The following is a 17,794-nucleotide window of genomic DNA, read 5'->3' on the forward strand; positions in this document are numbered from 1 at the left end:
TGCAGGACCAGGGCGCAGGACCACGGCGCGACATTGACCGATGGGACAACAGCGAGCCTGGGTGCAGCCGTTACAATCACGCGATGAATTCGCGCGATCTCACCTTCATCGTCGGCGGCGCGCGCTCGGGCAAGAGCGCGCACGCCGAACGCCTCGCTGCCGCGAGCGGTCTGCCCGTCACCTATATCGCCACCGCGCGCGTGACGGACGATACCGAGTTCGCCGAGCGCATCGGCCACCATCGCGCGCGGCGGCCCGCGCACTGGGCGCTCGCCGAGGCGCCGCTCGATCTCGCGGGCGCACTTGACGCAGCCGCGGGGCCCGGCCAGTGCGTGCTGATCGACTGCCTCACGCTGTGGCTCGCGAATCTGCTTTGCCCCGCCGACTCCGAAGCGCCGCTGCCCGACTGGCGCGAGCGCCTCGACGCCTTCGCCGCCGCCTGCGAGCGCGCACAAGGCACGGTGCTCGTGGTGAGCAACGAGATCGGCATGGGCGTCGTGCCGATGGGCGCTGCCACGCGCCTTTACGTGGACGAACTCGGCCGCCTCAATCAGCGCATCGCGGCGCTCGCCGACCACGCCACGCTTGTCGCCGCGGGCCTGCCTCTCGTGCTCAAAGCGCCGCGCGGGACCTCATGATGCTCTCGCTACCCGTCACCGCCGCGCTCGCTGTGGCCGGCGTCGCCGTGGACCGCTGGCTCGGCGAACCGCGCCGTGCACACCCGCTCGTCGCCTTCGGCAAATACGCGAACCAGATCGAAGCGCGCCTGAACACGGGCCGCCGCGGCCGTCCGCTCGGCCTCGTCGCATGGCTCGCCGCCGTTGCGCCGCCCGTCGTAGTCGCCGCGCTGCTGTGTGCGCTGCTGCCCTGGCCGCTCGCCTGGGCGCTGCACGTCGCGCTACTTTGGTTCGCACTCGGCGCGCGCAGTCTTACCGAGCACATCGCGCCGATCGGGGCCGCTTTGGCCCGGCGCGACCTCGCCGCCGCGCGCGAATTGACCGGCCGCATCGTCTCGCGCGACACAGCAGGGGCGGACGCCACCGCGCTCTCGCGCGCGGCCGTCGAATCGGCGCTCGAAAACGGCAACGACGCGATCTTCGGCGCGCTGTTCTGGTTCGCGATCGCGGGCGGCCCGGGCGCCCTCGCGTTTCGTCTCGCCAACACGCTCGATGCCATGTGGGGCTATCGCACCCCGCGCTTCCTGCGCTTCGGCTGGGCAGCCGCGCGCATCGACGACGTGCTCAACTGGATTCCCGCGCGCCTCACGGCCGCGAGCTACGCGCTGCTCGGCGACACGCGCACAGCGCTGCGCTGTTGGCGCGAACAAGCGCATCGCTGGGAGAGCCCGAACGCGGGTCCCGTCATGGCCTCCGGCGCGGGCAGCCTGAACGTGCTGCTGGGCGGCGCGGCCGTGTATCACGGCATGCTGGAGGAGCGCCCGGCGCTGGGCGCGGGCTCGCCGCCGCGCGCGCAGCACGTGGATGCGGCCTTGCGGCTCGTCGAGCGCACGACCATTCTGTGGCTCGCGGCGCTGCTCGCCCTGGCCTTCGTGAGCGTGGCGACCCATGTCTGAACACCCAGCCGCACTCGTCGCGCACGGCGGCAATCTGCACGAAGCCGCGCAGCGTTTCGGCATCGCCTGGGACGCGTGGATCGACCTCTCCACCGGCGTCAATCCGCACGGCTACCCTGTGCCGCCGGTGCCGTCCGCGGCATGGCGGCGCCTGCCCGACGACGGCGACGGCTTCGCTGCGAGCGCCACGCACTACTACGGCGCGCCCGACGCCCGCCACGTGTTGGCGGTGGCGGGCAGCCAGGCCGCGATCCGCGCGCTGCCCGCGTTGTTGCCGCGCGCGCGTGTAGCAATCGCTCCGCTCACTTACGGGGAGTACGCACCGGCATTCGCGCGCGCGGGCCATGAGATCGTGCCGCTCGATGTCATGCAGGACACGCTGCCCGATACCGTCACGCATGCCGTCGTGGTGAATCCGAACAATCCGACGGCTACGCATCTTGCTGCCGACCGCCTGCTGCGTTGGCATGCGCAACTCGCGGCGCGCGGCGGCACGCTGATCGTCGACGAAGCTTTTGCCGATGCGTTCGGCCATGAGCGATCCGAAACGCTTGCGCACGCAACCCGCCGTGAAGGACTCGTCGTGCTGCGCTCGCCGGGCAAGTTCTTCGGGCTCGCGGGCGCGCGCTGCGGATTCGCGCTCGGCGCGCCTGCCCTGCTGGCCGCGTTGCGCGCGCATCTGGGCGCGTGGACGGTGAGCGGGCCGGCGCGCCACGCGGTCACCCATGCGTTCGAAGACAGCGCGTGGCAGAACGAAATGCGCATTCGGCTCGCCGCCGAAAGCGCGCGCCTCGTCGCGCTGCTGCGCGCTCACGGCTTCACGCCGCACGCCACGCCGCTGTTCGCGTGGCTCGCGGACCCGCGCGCGCCGGCGCTGCAGGACGCCCTCGCGCGCCACGCCGTATGGACGCGCCGCTTCGACGCACCGGCCAGCCTGCGCTTTGGCGTGCCCGCGTCAGAAAGCGAATGGCAGCGCTTCGAAAGCGCACTCGGACAAGCCATGCGGGCGATCGGCTGATGCGCACAGTCGTCATTGCGTTGGCGCTGCTGGCCGCGACGCTCCTGCCGTGCGCCGCGAATGCGACCGTCACCGCCATCGACGACGCGGGCAACACCGTCACCCTCCCCGCGCCAGCGCAGCGCGTAGTGAGCCTCGCGCCCCACGTGACCGAACTGCTCTACGCCGCAGGCGGCGGCGCGAAAGTGGTCGGCGCCGTGGCCTACAGCGACTACCCGCCCGAAGCGCAAAAAGTGCCGCGCGTGGGCGACAATCGCGCGCTCGACCTCGAGCGCATCGCCGCGCTCAAGCCCGACCTCATCGTGGTCTGGCGTCACGGCAACGCTCAGCAACAGCTCGATCGTCTGCGCGCGCTGCACATCCCCCTCTTTTTCAGCGAGCCACACAAGCTCGACGATGTCGCGACCTCGCTCACGCGCCTCGGTGTGCTGCTCGGCACCGAAGACGCTGCGCAGGCCGCCGCGAATGCTTACCGCCGCGACATCGCGCAGCTGCACGCGCGCTATGCGCAGCGCGCATCCGTGAGCGTGTTCTACGAAGTCTGGGATCAGCCGCTGATGACCATCAACGGCTCGCACATGATCAGCGACGTGATCGCGCTCTGCGGCGGCCGCAACGTGTTCGCGGCCCTCGAACCGCTCGTGCCGACGGTATCGACGGAAGCCGTCCTCGCGGCCAATCCCGATGCGATCGTCACCGCGTCGCAAGGCGCGACGTCGCCGGACCGCCCGCTGCCGGGCCTCGAGCGCTGGCGCGCCTGGCCGGCGCTAGCCGCCGTCGCGCGCGGCAATCTCTTCGCCATCGACGGCGATCTGCTCACGCGCCCCGCGCCGCGCATCGCCCAGGGCGCGGCGCAGATGTGCGAGGATCTCGACCTCGCCCGCTCGCGCAACGCCGCCGCGCATTGATTCGCTATCCTCAGCGACTTACCAGGCGTTCCAGCGCGCGAGCAGCCACAGGGCGCTCGACGAGTCGTAACGCAAATGCACAATGGCGCCCATCTCCAGCGGCCAGCGCACGCAACGCGCGAGCGGCATGCCGAGCGCGCGCGCCGTGAGGGTGCGGATCACGCCCGCATGCGTAACGGCCCAAACAGTGCACTTCTCGCGCGCGTCGAGCGTATCGAACCAGCTGCTCACGCGCGCATCGAACTGCGCGACGCTCTCGCCGCCATGCTCGCGCGCGTGCTCGAAATTCGCGGCCCATGCGTCGATCTGCGCGCGTTCGATTGCGTCCCAGCGCTGCATCTCCCACGCGCCGAAATCCATCTCTGCGAGGCGTGCTTCGGCTTGCGGCGTATGGCCGCGCAGACGGCCGAGCGCCGCCGCCACGCTCGCGCAGCGCGTGAGCGGGCTAGTTTCGATACGCTGCGGTTCGCGCACGCCGAGCGCCGCGATCCGCTCAGCGAGCGACGCGGCCTGCTGCGTCGCGTCGCCCGCGAGCGGCACATCGCTCGCGCCGTAGCACACGCCCGCATCCACCGCCACGGCGGGATGGCGGATCAGAACGAGATCCATGCGAGTCCCACGAGGTAGATGGCGATCTCGAACACCTGCTGCGCGAAGCCGAGACAATCGCCCGTATAGCCGCCGATGCGGCGCACGAAGTAACGCCCCAGTGCATAGCGCAGCACGGCGAGCACGCCGAGCGTCGCGACGCCCGCGCGCCAGTCGGGTGCGCCGGACCACACCGGCCAGAACAGCCACGGCAAGCCGAACACGCACGCGCACAGCCACGCGGGCATGCTCATGCGCTGCGCGACGGGCTTGGCCTTGCCCTCGGCACGCACATACTCGAGCGAGACGAGATAGCTGATCGCGCACGCGCGGCTCGCGGCGTGGCCGGCGATCATCAGCATCGCGGCGCGTGCCGGCGGCAGCGCCGCGAGCGTCTGCCACTTGAGCGCGAGGGCCACCACGAGGCCGATCGCGCCAAATGCGCCGATGCGCGAATCGTGCATGATGCGCAGCACGTCCTCGCGGGCGTACGCGCCGCCGAATGCGTCGAGGCAGTCGGCGAGACCGTCTTCGTGGAAGGCGCCCGTCGCGAGGAGCGTGACCGCCATCGACAGCAGCACGGCCACGTTCGCCGGAAACACGCGCAACGCGGCGAGATAGACGAGCGCCCCAAGCGCGCCGATCAACGCGCCGACGAACGGAAAGTAACGCGCCGCCGCGTTGAGCCAGGCGGGCTCGAAGCCCACCCAGCGCGGCACCGGCACGCGCGTGAAATAGCCGAGCGCCGTGAAGAAGTAACGCAGCTCCGCAAGCGGATTCATCGCGCGGCGCTCAGGCGTGGCGATCACTGCGATTGTCGACGCCGGCCGACTCGAAGCTCGCCATGTCGTTGAGGAACGCCACCGCCGCGCGCAGCAGCGGCACCGCCAGCGCCGCGCCCGTGCCCTCGCCCAGACGCAGGTCGAGCGTAAGCAGTTCGCGCGCGCCGAAGTGATCGAGCATGCGACGGTGCCCCGCTTCGTTCGATGCGTGCGCAAACACGCAGTAGTCGCGCACGTTCGGCGCGAGCGAGTCGGCCACGAGCAGCGCCGAGGTGGCGATGAAGCCGTCGACGAGAATCGCCATGCGCGAGCGCGCCGCTTCGAGATATGCGCCCGCCATCATCGCGATTTCGAAGCCGCCGAACGCGGCGAGCACGTCGAGCGGCTCGCGCGCATCGGCGTGATGCGCGAGCGCCGCCGCGAGCACATTGCGCTTTTTCGCGAGGCCCGCATTGTCGAGGCCCGTGCCGCGCCCGACGCATTCATCGATCGGCACGCCGCACAACCGGCTCATCAGGCACGCGGCCGACGACGTGTTCGCAATGCCCATTTCGCCAAAGCCGATCACGTTCGTGCCGAGCGCCGCGTGATGACGCACGCGCTCGGCGCCCGCCGCAAGCGCGGCGAGGGCTTCGTCGCGCGTCATGGCGCGCTCGTGCGCAAAGTTGCGCGTGCCGGCCGCGATGGGCACATCGACGAGTGTCGGCGACGGCGGCAGCGGCGACGCCACGCCCGCGTTGACGACTTCGAGCGTGAGTCCCGCCACGCTGCTGAACACGTTGATCGCCGCGCCCCCTGCCACGAAGTTCGCGACCATCTGCGCGGTCACGGCCTGCGGGTACGGGCTCACGCCTTCGGCGGCGATGCCGTGGTCGCCTGCGAAGACGATCATCACGGGACGCTCGACGCTCGGGCGCGTCGTGCCCTGGATCATGCCGAGCTGGCGCGCCAGGGTTTCGAGGCGGCCGAGACTGCCGGGCGGTTTGGTCTTCGTGTCGATGAGGCGTTGCAGTTCGTCGCGCAACGAGAGGTCGAGCGGTTCGACGGCGAGCAGTTCGGTAAGCGATGACGTCATGGTGTATTTCGTTTCAAAGTGATGCGGGCGACAGCGGCGCACTAGTGCACGCCGTTCGATCCCGGCGAATGCGGTGATGAAGATGTCGGTACGAGTGCGGGTACAAGCGCCTCGTGCGCGCCCTCGCGTATCAGCACGAGCGGATGTCCGAATGCGGCGCTCGCGCGTTCCGGCGTGAGCACATCGCGCACGGGGCCCGCGTGAAAACCGCCGCGGCCGTCGAGCAGGAGCGCGTGCGTCGCGAAGCGCCGCGCAAGATTGAGATCGTGGCACGAAAACAGCACGGCGCGCGCCTCACTGCGCACCCAGTGCGAGAGCGCTTCGAGACACGCAATCTGATGATGCAGGTCCAGATGGGCGAGCGGCTCGTCGAGCAGCAGGAGCGGCGCGCCCTGACACAGCGCGGCGGCAAGCGCGACGCGCTGGCGCTCGCCGCCAGAGAGCGACAGCACATCGCGCGCCGCGAACGCTTCGAGGCCGAGCGTGGCGAGCGCGGCGTGCGCGGCGGCGCGATCGGCATCGGCTTCCCAACCCCAGCCGGAAAGATGCGGGTAGCGATTGAGCAGCACGGTGTCGATCACGCTCGCGCTGAAGGCGTCGCGCTGGTCCTGCGGCATCAGCGCGCGACGCTGCGCGAGGCGCACCGGCGGCCACTGTGCGAGCGCGATGCCCTCGACTTCGACACGTCCCGCCGAGGGCTCGCCCAGGCCCGCGAGCGCGCCGATCAGTGTAGTCTTGCCCGCGCCATTTGCGCCCGCCACACACCAGATTTCGCCGGCGGCAAACTTTTGCGTGAGCGATTCCACGAGCGTGCGCGCGCCCGCGCGCAACGTGAGCGCGTGGACCGCGAGCAGGGGGGGATGCGTATCGCTCATCGTCCGCGCCTCGCGAGCAGCATCCACAGGAATACCGGCACGCCCGCGAGCGCGGTCACGACGCCCACCGGCAACTGCGCGGGCGCCGCCACCGTACGCGCGACGAGGTCCGCGCCCATCACGGCCACGCCGCCCGCGAGCGCGGCGGCCGGCACGAGCATGCGCTGGTCGTTGCCGAACGCGAGGCGCAGCATGTGGGGCACGACGAGCCCGACGAAGCCGATGGTGCCGCCCGTCGTCACCGCAGCGGCCGCCGCGAGCGACGCGGCAAGATAAATGCCCACGCGCAGACGCAGCACCGGCACACCGAGCGCCTGCGCGGCAGCGTCGCCGCGCAGCAGCACGTTGAGCATCGGCGCGGCGGGCACGATGCACGCAAGGACCACGCCAAGCGTTGCGAGCGCGGGCCATGGCATGCCCGCGCCATTGAGGTCGCCCGTGAGCCAGAACAGCATGCCGCGCAGGCGCGTGTCGGGCGCGAGCGTGAGCAGCAGTGTGATCAATGCGCCCCAGCCTGCCGCCGTCACCGCGCCCGTCAGGAGCAGCCGCGGCGAGCTGTCTTGTGGCTCGCCGCGCCACAACTCGCGGCGCGCGAGGCCGAGCACCAGCAGGATCGAAACGAACGCGCCCGCACACGCGCTCGCCTGCACGCCCCACCACGCCACACCAGCGATCATCGCCACGAGTGCGAATGCGGCAGCGCCGCCAGACACACCGAGCACGTAGGGCTCCGCAAGCGGATTGCGCAGCAGCACCTGCAGCAGCGCGCCCGCCAGCGCGAGCAAGCCGCCGCATGCAAACCCCGCCAACGCGCGCGGCAAGCGCAGCGTACGCACGATTTCGATCGCCATGTCCGGCGCGCCGTACACGTCGTGCGTGGGAGCGAGCGCCGCCAGCGCCTGCGCAAACGTCACGCTCACGCTGCCGGTTGCGAGCGATGCAGCGAACACCACGAGCGCCACGGCTGCGAGCGCGGCCCAGATCATGCATGCACGGCGCGCGCTCATCGAGCGGCGCGGCAGCGCGTGTATCGGCGGCACGGGCGGCACAGCATGGGACTCATCGCGGCTCATGGAACGCATCGGGGAACTCGGCAGCGGATTTCAATCAAGCTCACACAAAAAGACAGCAGGGGCATACGCAGGCCACGACAGAGCGCAGTATTTTGGTCGCCAGGGATTCTGCATGACGTGGCATAAGCCGTTCGCGAAAGCACTGGCAAAAGACCATGAATCCGTGATGTTATAACGCGCAGACCACGATCGAGACGATGCGCTGCGCGCGCGGCCTTGGCAAATTACGTTCCCGCCCAGCGTATGCAGCACACGTAGCGAGGGTTTCGGGCCTGATTCCGGTAAGAAGCCGGGTTGTTACGTCTGGAAACGACACAATTATCAAAATACGCGTTAATCCGCGCTAGAATGCCTGTCTTTAGAGGACGCAGCACATGCTCAACGAACTCGAAACACTCTCACAAAACATCGGGCGGCTGATCGAGATTAATCAGCGCCAACACGAAGCACGCCTCGCACTCGAAGAGCAACTCGCGCAGCTGCGTGCGCAATGCGACGAAACACGCACCGAACTCGAACAGGTCCGCGAAGAGCGCGCCGCGCTGCAGGCAGAGCGCGATGCACTCTCGGCCAAGATCGACGATGCGCAGGTGCGTCTGAACGCGATCCTCGAAAAGCTGCCACGCGCACGCGCAGGTAACGAGCGCGACAACCAGCTCGATCTGCTCGAGCCGTCGCAGAGCACCGACGACGACAGCAACGCGGCCCGCCACGGAGAAAATGCATGACCACCAAGCAGATCGAAGCGACGATACTCGGCCAAACCTATCGCCTCGTCTGTTCGCCGGAAACGGAACAGGCACTGCTCGAAGCCGTGGCGCGCGTGGACGCCGAGATGTCGAAGATCCGCAATCACAGCAACGTGCGCGGCACCGATCGCATCGCCGTCATGGCGGCGCTCTCGCTCGCCTCGGAACTGCTGCGCCTGCAAACCAGCGTGCGTCACGGGGAAGCATTCCCAGCCGAAGAAATCCGTCGTACAATGCGCCAAATGAACGAACAACTCGGCGCTGTCATTCATCAGTACGGTGTGCAATAAGCGCTGATGTACACCGCGGTTGTAAGCCGCAGTATTACGCAGCAACGTGCGGTATGATGTTGTTCAAAGGTAGCGTTGATTTGTTTAGAAACGCGCGTTTCTAAACACGCTGCCAACCAGTTTAGTCAGCTTCCCTGCCTGGTTCGCCAAGGTCATATATTCCTTGAACCAATGCCATGTGCACGGTTGCGGAAATTTGTAGCACGGGCGTGCGCGTCACACAGTCTGATGTACCCGAAGTGCTGCTAACTGCGACCAATTCTGAACCCTCGGTTCAGGATGCCGGCCTAGCGGCTATGGCGGGGACCTATTCAAACGGCATCGGACCACAGTCCGATGCCGTTTTCCTTTGTGCGGCGTGCATTGGCGACTTTCGCGGCATGCACGCTCGCCCCTCCCCCCTTTCGACGTGAACTTCGACTCATGCGCTACTGGCTGATGAAGTCCGAACCCGACGAAGCAAGCATCGACGACCTCGCAAACGCGCCGCAGCGCACGCTGCCCTGGACCGGCGTACGAAACTACCAGGCGCGCAATTTCATGCGCGACACCATGCAGCAAGGCGACGGCGTGCTGTTCTACCACTCGAGCTGCCCCGAGCCCGGCATCGCAGGCATCGCGCAGGTGTCGTCCACGGCCTACCCCGATCCCACGCAGTTCGATCCGAAAAGCCCTTACTACGACGCGAAATCGACGCACGAGAATCCGCGCTGGATGCTCGTCGACGTCGTATTCAAGAAGAAGTGCCCGCTGATTTCTCTCGCCGCCTTGCGCGAGCACGAGGAACTCGCGGACATGCGCGTGCTCGCCAAGGGCAACCGCCTCTCGATCACGCCGGTCACCACGGCCGAGTGGAACTTCATCACGAAACATCTGATGTGATGCGGTTCGGCCTCGATGGCCGGCACGCATACAGCATTCGTGCGCGACTTCAAGCACAATCGCGCACAGTCGCGCGTCACAACAGATGCCTCGCGCGCGACGCCAGTTCTGCAAGGAGCCTCAATGAACCGAAAAACCGTCGTCACGCTCGCAGCCGCATTGGCTGCCGCCCTCCCCCTCGCCATGACGCTCGCACCGGGCGCCGCGTTCGCACAGAGCGACGCGCGCTTGCAGCAGCCCTCGGGCGTGCTTTCGCTGTCCGCGCAGGCGAGCGCCGAAGTGCCTCAGGACGTCGTCAACATTACGCTGTTCTACGAACAGGAAGCGAACGATCCCGCCTCGCTCACCGCGACGCTCAATCAGCGCGCCGACTCCGCGCTTCAACGGGCCAGAGGCGTCGCGGGCGTGACCGCGCATTCCGGCCAGTTCTCGATCTTCCCTTCGACGGATCGCGACGGGCGCATCTCCGCCTGGCGCGGCCGCACGGAAGTCGTACTCGAGTCGCATGATTTCGCGGCGGCATCGAAGCTCGCCGGCGATCTCTCGTCGATCATGCAGGTGGGCAACGTGCAATTCTCGCTGTCGCCCGAAGCGCAGCGCGCCGCCGAGCAAAAACTTTCGGGCCAGGCGATCGCCTCGTTCCGCGACCAGGCCCTCTCGGCCACGCGCGCGTTCGGCTATAGCAGCTACTCGATTCGCGACGTGAACGTGGGGCACTCGGGCGTGATGCCGCGCCCCATGATGATGATGAGCGCACGCGCGGCTTCGGCTGACGCGAAGATGTCGTCGCCCGTGCCGCTCGAAGGCGGCACGTCCACGGTGACGGTCAACGTTTCCGGCTCGGTGCAGATGAAGTAAGGCGCGCCATACGAGCCACGCAAGCACGCAAGTAAAAAGGCCACGGTGAAAACCGTGGCCTTTTTCATGGGCTAAAACGCGAGGTGCGTTCGCGCGCGTGTCAGCTCTTCGCGCCCGCTACCTGCGCGCGGTCGTTGCCGTCCTTGCCACGTTTGGCGCGGCGATACGCCCACGCCATCAGGCCGATACCCACGATGATCATCGGCAGCGAGAGCCACTGGCCCATCGAGAGGCCGAGCGCAAGCAGGCCGAGGAAGTCATCGGGTTCGCGTGCGAACTCGACCGTGAAGCGCGCGAGACCATAGCCGATCAGGAACATCGCCGAAATCGCGCCGACGGGGCGCGGCTTGCGCGCGAACAGAATCAGCACGATGAAGAGCGCAATGCCTTCCAGCGCGATTTCATACAGTTCCGAAGGATGGCGCGGCAGCAGATGGTACTGCGCGAACACTTCGTTCAGGTGCCACTGCGCGGCCAGTTGCGGATGCGCGGCGAGCCACGCGGCGTCGTCGTTTGCGGCGCCGGGAAACAGCATGGCCCACGGCGAATCGGGCGAGGTCACTCGGCCCCACAGCTCGCCGTTGATGAAGTTGCCGAGACGGCCAAAGGCGAGCCCCGTGGGCACCATCGGCGCGACGAAGTCCGTGACCTGCAGCCAGGTGCGCCCGCGTTGCCACGCGAACAGGACCATCGCGAACGTCACGCCGAGGAAGCCGCCGTGAAACGACATGCCGCCTTCCCACACCTTGAAGATATCGAGCGGATGCGCGAAATACCAGCTCGCCTTGTAGAACAGCACGTAGCCCAGGCGCCCGCCCAGGATCGTGCCGAGCACGCCGTAGAACAGCATGTCGTCGATGTCTTTCGCGGTCCAGCCTTGCGCCGCCACGTACGGCAGACGCAGACGAAGACGGCCGATCACGATCGCCAGAATGAAGCCGACGAGATACATGAGGCCGTACCAGCGCACGGCGAGCGGCCCCAGATGAATGGCGACGGGGTCGAAGTTCGGGTGGATGAGCATCGTGGATGAAGTCTTGTCGGCGATATCGAATGAAATCGGGTTTGTAAGCAGTCGCGCGCCGCTCACACGAGCGGGCAAAGCGCGTTGGACGTTTGCAAGGCGGCGAGGTTCGCCGCCCGCGCGTCACGGCGTGACATTATCGCCGACGCGAGGGGGCGCAAACGAAAATGCACGTTTGGCGATGCGCGGCGAGTGTCACGGTGACAGATGACGCGCGCGGCACACCCAGCTTCAGACTAGCCCTCGCGCGCCGGGCCACCCGCCGTCGCCGCGTGCGCGCGCACGATCTCGATGAACGCCGCGAGCACCGGGCTCACCTCGGCCGAGCGCCAGACGAGGCCCGTTTCGATGGCCGGCACCGCCCCGGCGAGCGGCCGGTACACGACGCCCGTGCGCCGCAGATGGCGCAGCGACTGCGGCACGAGCGCCACGCCCATGCCGGCCGAGACGAGGCTCACGATCGTCTGCATCTGGATCGCTTCCTGGCCGATCAGGGGCGCGAGGCCGGCTGCGCCGTAGCAGTCCATGATGGTGTCGTAGAAGCCGGGGGCCAGATGGCGCGGGAAGACGACGAGCGGCACATCGGCGAGATCGCGCAGGCTCACGGGCTCGTCGTGCCAGTCGTCGGCTGAAGGGCCGCCAAGGCGCACCGAAAGCGCCGAGGGCATGGCGACCACGAGCGGCTCGCGCGCGAGCCGCTGGTAAGCAAGCTGAGCCGCGTGGCGCGGCGGCACGGGTGCAATGACGAGGCCGGCGTCGATGCGCCCCGCCACCAGTTCTTCCACCTGCACGTCGCTCGTGGCTTCGGCGAGCTGCAGGCGCACGCGCGGATAGCGCGCGCCGAACTCGCGCAGCAGAAGCGGCAGCAAGCCGTAGTCGGCGGTCGAAACGAAGGCCAGCGCGAGCACGCCCGCCTCGCCGCGTGCGAGGCTCTGCGCGAGCGGCCGCAACGCTTCCGCGCTCGCCAGCAGGCGCCTGACCTCCGGCAGCAGATCGGCGCCCACGGCCGTCAATTCGACCGAACGACGCGTGCGCGCGAACAGCTCCACCCCCAGCGTCTCCTCGAGCGCGCGAATGGCCTGCGAGAGCGGCGGCTGCGTCATCGACAGGCGCGCCGCAGCGCGGCCGAAATGCTGCTCCTCGGCCACGGCGACGAAATAGCGAAGCTGGCGCAGATCGGGGATAGTCGGATTCATCGGCGGCGGTCTCGCGCTGTTGTCATGTTGATATGTTTTTCGACTCAATAGACCACGAATAATATATTGGACAGCGTTCTCGCGAAATCGCATGCTTCGATAGACGTGCCGGCGCGCCCCCAAAACAGAACCCACTCCCGGCATCCGAGACAAATTCCACCGGAGGTCCCCATGCCCTATAACCGTCGTTCGAAGCACATCACGCAAGGCGTCGCCCGTTCGCCCAACCGTTCGATGTATTACGCGCTCGGCTACGAGAAAGCCGACTTCGACAAGCCGATGATCGGCGTCGCCAATGGCCATTCGACCATCACGCCGTGCAACGCCGGCCTGCAGCGCCTGACCGACGCGGCCGTCGACGCCGTCAAGCGCGCCGACGCGAACCCGCAGACCTTTGGCACGCCCACGATCTCGGACGGCATGTCGATGGGCACCGAGGGCATGAAATACTCGCTCGTCTCGCGCGAAGTCATCGCGGACTGCATCGAGACCTGCGTGCAAGGCCAGTGGATGGACGGCGTAGTCGTGATCGGCGGCTGCGACAAGAACATGCCCGGCGGCATGATCGCGCTCGCGCGCATCAACGTGCCCGGCATTTACGTGTATGGCGGCACGATCCGCCCGGGCAACTGGAAGGGTAAGGCGCTCACCATCGTCTCGGCGTTCGAGGCCGTGGGCGAGTTCACCGCGGGGCGCATGACCGAAGAAGATTTCGAAGGCGTCGAGAAAAACGCCTGCCCGTCCACCGGTTCGTGCGGCGGCATGTACACCGCGAACACGATGAGCTCGTCGTTCGAGGCGCTCGGCATGTCGCTCATGTATTCGTCGACGATGGCCAACCCCGACGAGGAGAAAGTCGACTCGGCGGCGCAATCGGCGCGCGTGCTGGTCGAGGCCGTCAAGCAGGACCTCAAGCCGCGCGACATCATCACGAAGAAGTCGATCGAGAACGCCGTGGCGCTGATCATGGCGACGGGCGGCTCGACCAACGCCGTGCTGCACTACCTCGCCATCGCGCATGCCGCGGAAATCGAATGGACCATCGACGACTTCGAGCGTATGCGCAAGAAGGTGCCGGTGATCTGCGACCTGAAGCCTTCGGGGCAATACGTCGCCACCGACCTGCACGAGGCCGGCGGCATTCCGCAGGTGCTCAAGATCCTGCTCGATGCGGGCCTCCTGCATGGCGACTGCATCACCATCACGGGCAAAACCATCGCGGAAGAACTCAAGGACGTGCCGTCCGCGCCGCGCGCGGACCAGAAGGTGATCTTCCCCATCAGCCAGGCGTTGTACAAGGAAGGCCATCTGGCGATCCTCAAGGGCAACCTCGCGACGCACGGCGCGGTCGCCAAGATCACCGGTCTGAAGAATCCGGTGATTACGGGCCCCGCGCGCGTGTTCGACGACGAGCAGAGCGCGATGGAAGCCATCCTCGCAGACAAGATCAAGGCCGGCGACGTCGTCGTGCTGCGCTACCTCGGCCCGAAGGGCGGCCCCGGCATGCCGGAAATGCTCGCGCCGACTTCGGCGATCATCGGCAAGGGGCTTGGGGAGTCGGTTGGGCTCATCACCGATGGGCGCTTCTCGGGCGGCACCTGGGGCATGGTAGTGGGTCACGTCGCGCCGGAAGCGTTCGAAGGCGGCACGATCGCGCTCGTGCAGGAAGGCGACTCGATTACCATCGACGCTCACACGCTCCTGCTGCAACTGAACGTGGACGACGCCGAACTCGCGCGCCGGCGCGCGGCCTGGAAGCAGCCCGCGCCGCGTTACACGCGCGGCGTGATGGCGAAGTACGCGGCGCTCGCGCGCCCGGCGAACCAGGGCGCGGTGACGGGCTAGGCGGAGCCTGGCGTCATTCGAATCTCGACCTGCAGTCAAACAAAGGGCGCACGTCCAGGACGTGCGCCCTTTGCTTTTATAATGCGACGACACAGCCGGCGCATACGCGGGCGGAGACCAGTATGAAACGGAAGTCGCAAGCGAAGAACAAGATAGCGACGCTCGCCGCCGCGCTCGCCATCGGCCTTGCCGGCGTACTCGGGTCGGCCCCGGCCCGCGCGCAGCATGGCCCCACCGGCCTCGCGCTCGCCCAGCAGCAGAACTGCATGAGCTGCCACTCGGTGACCCGCAATTTCATGGGTCCCGCCCTGCGCGATGTCGCCGCGAAGTACGCGGGCAAGCCCGATGCGCAGACCTATCTCACCCACAAGATTCTGGAAGGCGGCAGCGGCGTGTGGGGCACCGTGCCGATGCCGGCCAACACGCAGTTGAACCCCGCACAGGCGGCGCAACTCGCGAGCTGGATCCTCACGCTCAAGTGAAGCGGACGATGTGACGGCGGGGCCACGAAGTGGCCGCTCGCCGCCGCGCGCCCAACTGAATCAGGCCGAAGGCGGTCGCCCCGCGCGCGCCGCCAGTTCTTCGCGCACGGCGGCCTTCACCCAGTTCGTGAGTTCCGTTTCGAGCGCAAGACCGATTTCACGCGACACCTGACCCACGAGCCAGTTCGTATGTTCCTGCATCGCGGCGCTGCAGCGCGCCTCGATCACGGCACGGCCTTCGCCGGTGAGCCAGGTCAGGCAACGGCCGCGCAGCCGCTCGACGAGCGCGTCGGCGTCGTGCGCGAACAGGCCCTCCTCGCGCTCGGCCACGGCGGCCTGGACGGCAGCGGCCGTCGCGCTCTTCGCCTCTTCGACGTTGTGCGCGCGCAGCGGATTGCCGCTCACCATCACCTCGTTCAAGAGCGGAATCGCAGCATCTTCCGAGTCGTGCATGCCGGACATGTTTACCTCCATCGATCGGGGCAGTCGGCCTTGCGCCGGTACGCCTCGCGCGTCCGGCCTCAGCCGCCCTGCTTGTAGTTGTTGAGCGCGTAACCGCGGTCGCGGTAGAAACGATAGCGCTCACGGCCCGACGCGAGTTCGTCGGGCGCATCGCCAACCACTTCGAGCAGGCGCTCGAAGCGTGCGAACTGCGGCGGGACCTCGGCGCCGAGATTGAGCAGCACACGATGATGCGGTGCGCGCTCGAGATCCGTTGCCAGCACGATGGGCGATTCGCCCGCTTGAGGGCTCTCGGCCATGCAGTGCGGCACGAAGTCGAGCGGCGAAAAGGTCCACAACATTTCGTCGAACGCGCGCAGGCGCGCGGGGTCGGCCAGCACGACCGCCTGCTGGCCCGCCTGATACGCCTTGCGCACGAGGCGGCACGCATACAGCAGCGAGTCGCCGACGTTCGTGTGGAAATCGATGCGCGTCATGCCCACACCACTCTACACACCGTCAGGTGGGCAGCAATCTCCATTCCTGCCCTCATTGCCCGGCACGATCGATCAGGAACTGGGCGAGCAGCGGCACCGGACGGCCCGTTGCCCCCTTGGCCGCGCCGCTCTTCCACGCCGTGCCGGCGATGTCGAGGTGCGCCCACGGGTAGTTTTCGGTGAAACGCGAGAGGAAGCACGCCGCCGTCACGCTGCCCGCCGGACGCCCGCCGATGTTGGCGAGGTCGGCGAAGTTCGACTTGAGCTGGTCCTGGTACTCGTCGTCGAGCGGCAGGCGCCAGGCCGGATCGTTCGCTTCGCGCGAGGCGTCGAGCAGCTCGCCCGCGAGCGCGTCGTCCTTCGAGAAGAGGCCGCTGTTGTGATGGCCGAGCGCGATGATGCAGGCGCCCGTAAGCGTGGCGATGTCGACCACGGCGGCCGGCTTGAAGCGCTCGGCATAGGTGAGCGCATCGCACAGGATCAGGCGGCCTTCGGCGTCGGTGTTGAGCACTTCGACCGTGAGGCCCGCCATCGTCGTGACGATGTCGCCCGGCTTCGTGGCGTTGCCGGCGGGCATGTTCTCGCAGGTCGGGATGATGCCGATCACGTTGAGCTTGAGCCCCATTTCGGCGACCGCGCGGATCGTGCCGAGCACCGAGCCCGCGCCGCACATGTCGTACTTCATCTCGTCCATGCCCTCGCCGGGCTTGAGCGAAATGCCGCCCGTGTCGAACGTGATGCCTTTGCCGACCAGCACGATGGGCGCGGCCTTGGCGCTGGCGCCCTGATAGTGCAGCACGATGAACTGCGGCGGCTCGACCGAGCCCTTTGTTACCGAAAGAAACGAACCCATCTTGAGCGTCTCAATCTGGCGCTGGCCGAGCACCTCGACCTTGAGCTTCCAGTCGCGCGCGAGCTTCTTGGCCGTGGCGGCGAGATAGGTCGGCGTGCAGACGTTGCCCGGCAGATTGCCGAGGTCGCGGGTGAGGTCCATGCCGTTGGCGAGCGCGACGGACTGCTTCGCCGCAAGCTTCGCGGCCTTCTCTTCGGCGGCGTCGATGCTGAAGACCACGCGCTTGAGGGCCCGCTGCGAGACGTCGGGCTTGCTCTTCATCTGCGTGAAGCGATAGGTCTCGTTGCGCAGCGCGAGAATGGCGGTGCGCACGCCCCAGTCGCCCGTGCGCTCCTTCACCGGCAATTGCGCGAGCGTGAAGGTGACCTGCGCGATCTTCGTGCCGAGGATCGCGCGCCAGGCGGCCTTGACCGCGTCGCCGTAAGCCTTCTGGCCGAACGCGTCCTGCTTGCCGAGACCCACGAGCAGCACGCGCGAGGCGCCGATGCCGCTCACTTCCGGCAGGAACAGCGTGGAGCCGGCCTTGCCGTCGATGTCGCCGGCCTTGACGACGCGCGCGATTGCGCCGCCAATGGCGCTGTCGATGGCGAACGCCGCGCCCGAGAGGGTTTGCGCCTCGAACACGCCGACCACGACACAATCCGACTTGCCGGTCAGGAAGGGGCCGTCCCCGCCTTTGCTCCAGTCACAGGCTTTTATGCTAAAGTCCATCGCGCTTGTCCTCGGATAAAATCAGGGCTTAGGATGAAAGCCGCAATTATCCGCTATTTTTCCCGCGGCGGCTC

20 protein-coding genes and 1 other RNA gene are annotated in these 17,794 nt (G+C 67.6%); 11 read left to right on the forward strand and 10 right to left on the reverse strand.

The genetic code is table 11. The features are described from left to right. The first annotated feature begins 83 nt into the window (after positions 1-83). The 4 genes from cobU to AB4Y36_RS20555 are packed head-to-tail and all read left to right on the forward strand — an operon-like array spanning position 84 to position 3,499. Entirely contained in the window at positions 84-638 is a 555-nt protein-coding gene (cobU, locus tag AB4Y36_RS20540; RefSeq protein ID WP_368683944.1) for a bifunctional adenosylcobinamide kinase/adenosylcobinamide-phosphate guanylyltransferase, read from the forward strand. Then, positions 638-1,573 carry an adenosylcobinamide-phosphate synthase CbiB gene (gene cbiB, locus AB4Y36_RS20545; RefSeq protein ID WP_368683980.1) on the forward strand — a complete coding sequence of 312 codons (936 nt, stop codon included), beginning with the start codon at positions 638-640 and terminating at the stop codon, positions 1,571-1,573. The genes cobU and cbiB overlap by 1 nt, the downstream gene beginning before the upstream one ends. Then, entirely contained in the window at positions 1,566-2,591 is a 1,026-nt protein-coding gene (gene cobD / locus AB4Y36_RS20550) for a threonine-phosphate decarboxylase CobD (RefSeq protein ID WP_368683945.1), read from the forward strand. The genes cbiB and cobD overlap by 8 nt, the downstream gene beginning before the upstream one ends. Then, positions 2,591-3,499, forward strand: a complete 909-nt coding sequence (locus AB4Y36_RS20555; protein ID WP_368683946.1) for a cobalamin-binding protein — start codon at positions 2,591-2,593, stop codon at positions 3,497-3,499. Before cobD ends, AB4Y36_RS20555 begins: the two co-directional genes overlap by 1 nt. An 18-nt stretch (positions 3,500-3,517) precedes the next feature. On the opposite strand, the gene cobC is transcribed toward AB4Y36_RS20555, so the two are convergent. The 5 genes from cobC to AB4Y36_RS20580 are packed head-to-tail and all read right to left on the reverse strand — an operon-like array spanning position 3,518 to position 7,892. Continuing rightward, positions 3,518-4,108 carry an alpha-ribazole phosphatase gene (gene cobC / locus AB4Y36_RS20560; protein WP_368683947.1) on the reverse strand — a complete coding sequence of 197 codons (591 nt, stop codon included), beginning with the start codon at positions 4,106-4,108 and terminating at the stop codon, positions 3,518-3,520. Then, entirely contained in the window at positions 4,093-4,869 is a 777-nt protein-coding gene (locus AB4Y36_RS20565) for an adenosylcobinamide-GDP ribazoletransferase (RefSeq protein ID WP_368683981.1), read from the reverse strand. The genes cobC and AB4Y36_RS20565 overlap by 16 nt, the downstream gene beginning before the upstream one ends. Positions 4,870-4,879: 10 nt before the next feature. After that, entirely contained in the window at positions 4,880-5,944 is a 1,065-nt protein-coding gene (cobT, locus tag AB4Y36_RS20570; protein ID WP_069265450.1) for a nicotinate-nucleotide--dimethylbenzimidazole phosphoribosyltransferase, read from the reverse strand. Between the two features lie 41 nt (positions 5,945-5,985). Further along, entirely contained in the window at positions 5,986-6,819 is an 834-nt protein-coding gene (locus tag AB4Y36_RS20575) for an ABC transporter ATP-binding protein (protein ID WP_368683948.1), read from the reverse strand. Continuing rightward, the gene (locus tag AB4Y36_RS20580; protein WP_368683949.1) at positions 6,816-7,892 is read right to left on the reverse strand and encodes a FecCD family ABC transporter permease; all 1,077 of its coding nucleotides are present in this window, start codon (positions 7,890-7,892) and stop codon (positions 6,816-6,818) included. Before AB4Y36_RS20580 ends, AB4Y36_RS20575 begins: the two co-directional genes overlap by 4 nt. A 374-nt stretch (positions 7,893-8,266) precedes the next feature. Between AB4Y36_RS20580 and AB4Y36_RS20585 the strand changes: the two genes are divergently transcribed. The 5 genes from AB4Y36_RS20585 (at position 8,267) to AB4Y36_RS20605 (ending at position 10,671) form a co-directional block, all read left to right on the forward strand. Beyond that, a complete protein-coding gene (locus AB4Y36_RS20585; protein ID WP_069265453.1) occupies positions 8,267-8,620 on the forward strand; it encodes an ATPase in 354 nt (117 codons plus the stop codon). Next, positions 8,617-8,931 (forward strand): cell division protein ZapA, encoded by a 315-nt coding sequence (locus tag AB4Y36_RS20590; protein ID WP_042268772.1) that lies wholly within the window; start codon positions 8,617-8,619, stop codon positions 8,929-8,931. Before AB4Y36_RS20585 ends, AB4Y36_RS20590 begins: the two co-directional genes overlap by 4 nt. 128 nt (positions 8,932-9,059) lie before the next feature. Beyond that, positions 9,060-9,241, forward strand: a non-coding RNA gene (gene ssrS / locus AB4Y36_RS20595) — 6S RNA. 113 nt (positions 9,242-9,354) lie between these two features. Then, the gene (locus AB4Y36_RS20600) at positions 9,355-9,813 is read left to right on the forward strand and encodes an EVE domain-containing protein (RefSeq protein WP_069265454.1); all 459 of its coding nucleotides are present in this window, start codon (positions 9,355-9,357) and stop codon (positions 9,811-9,813) included. A 123-nt stretch (positions 9,814-9,936) separates the two neighbouring features. Beyond that, positions 9,937-10,671, forward strand: a complete 735-nt coding sequence (locus AB4Y36_RS20605) for an SIMPL domain-containing protein (RefSeq protein ID WP_342947865.1) — start codon at positions 9,937-9,939, stop codon at positions 10,669-10,671. A gap of 100 nt (positions 10,672-10,771) precedes the next feature. Here AB4Y36_RS20605 and lgt read toward each other — a convergent pair whose 3' ends face one another. Together lgt and AB4Y36_RS20615 are read right to left on the reverse strand one after the other, a co-directional pair. Further along, on the reverse strand, positions 10,772-11,695 hold the full coding sequence (gene lgt, locus AB4Y36_RS20610) for a prolipoprotein diacylglyceryl transferase (RefSeq protein WP_368603819.1): 924 nt from the start codon (positions 11,693-11,695) through the stop codon (positions 10,772-10,774). A 236-nt stretch (positions 11,696-11,931) separates the two neighbouring features. Beyond that, positions 11,932-12,891, reverse strand: a complete 960-nt coding sequence (locus tag AB4Y36_RS20615; protein WP_368683950.1) for a LysR family transcriptional regulator — start codon at positions 12,889-12,891, stop codon at positions 11,932-11,934. A gap of 171 nt (positions 12,892-13,062) precedes the next feature. On the opposite strand from AB4Y36_RS20615, the gene ilvD reads away from it, so the two are divergent. Together ilvD and AB4Y36_RS20625 are read left to right on the forward strand one after the other, a co-directional pair. Next, positions 13,063-14,736 (forward strand): dihydroxy-acid dehydratase, encoded by a 1,674-nt coding sequence (gene ilvD, locus AB4Y36_RS20620; RefSeq protein ID WP_368616945.1) that lies wholly within the window; start codon positions 13,063-13,065, stop codon positions 14,734-14,736. Between the two features lie 122 nt (positions 14,737-14,858). Continuing rightward, a complete protein-coding gene (locus AB4Y36_RS20625) occupies positions 14,859-15,218 on the forward strand; it encodes a c-type cytochrome (RefSeq protein ID WP_069265457.1) in 360 nt (119 codons plus the stop codon). A 60-nt stretch (positions 15,219-15,278) separates the two neighbouring features. Here the strand turns inward: AB4Y36_RS20625 and AB4Y36_RS20630 are convergent, their stop codons facing one another. The 3 genes from AB4Y36_RS20630 to AB4Y36_RS20640 are packed head-to-tail and all read right to left on the reverse strand — an operon-like array spanning position 15,279 to position 17,720. Then, on the reverse strand, positions 15,279-15,680 hold the full coding sequence (locus AB4Y36_RS20630) for a DUF2486 family protein (protein WP_342921433.1): 402 nt from the start codon (positions 15,678-15,680) through the stop codon (positions 15,279-15,281). Positions 15,681-15,739: 59 nt separating this feature from the next. Next, complete coding sequence (locus AB4Y36_RS20635; protein WP_069265516.1) at positions 15,740-16,156, reverse strand: DNA polymerase III subunit chi; 417 nt, start codon at positions 16,154-16,156, stop codon at positions 15,740-15,742. A gap of 52 nt (positions 16,157-16,208) precedes the next feature. Beyond that, a complete protein-coding gene (locus AB4Y36_RS20640; protein ID WP_069265459.1) occupies positions 16,209-17,720 on the reverse strand; it encodes a leucyl aminopeptidase in 1,512 nt (503 codons plus the stop codon). Positions 17,721-17,794: the final 74 nt, after the last annotated feature.

The sequence above is a fragment of the Paraburkholderia sp. BR10936 genome, from assembly GCF_040965735.1.
Lineage (GTDB): Bacteria > Pseudomonadota > Gammaproteobacteria > Burkholderiales > Burkholderiaceae > Paraburkholderia > Paraburkholderia nodosa_A.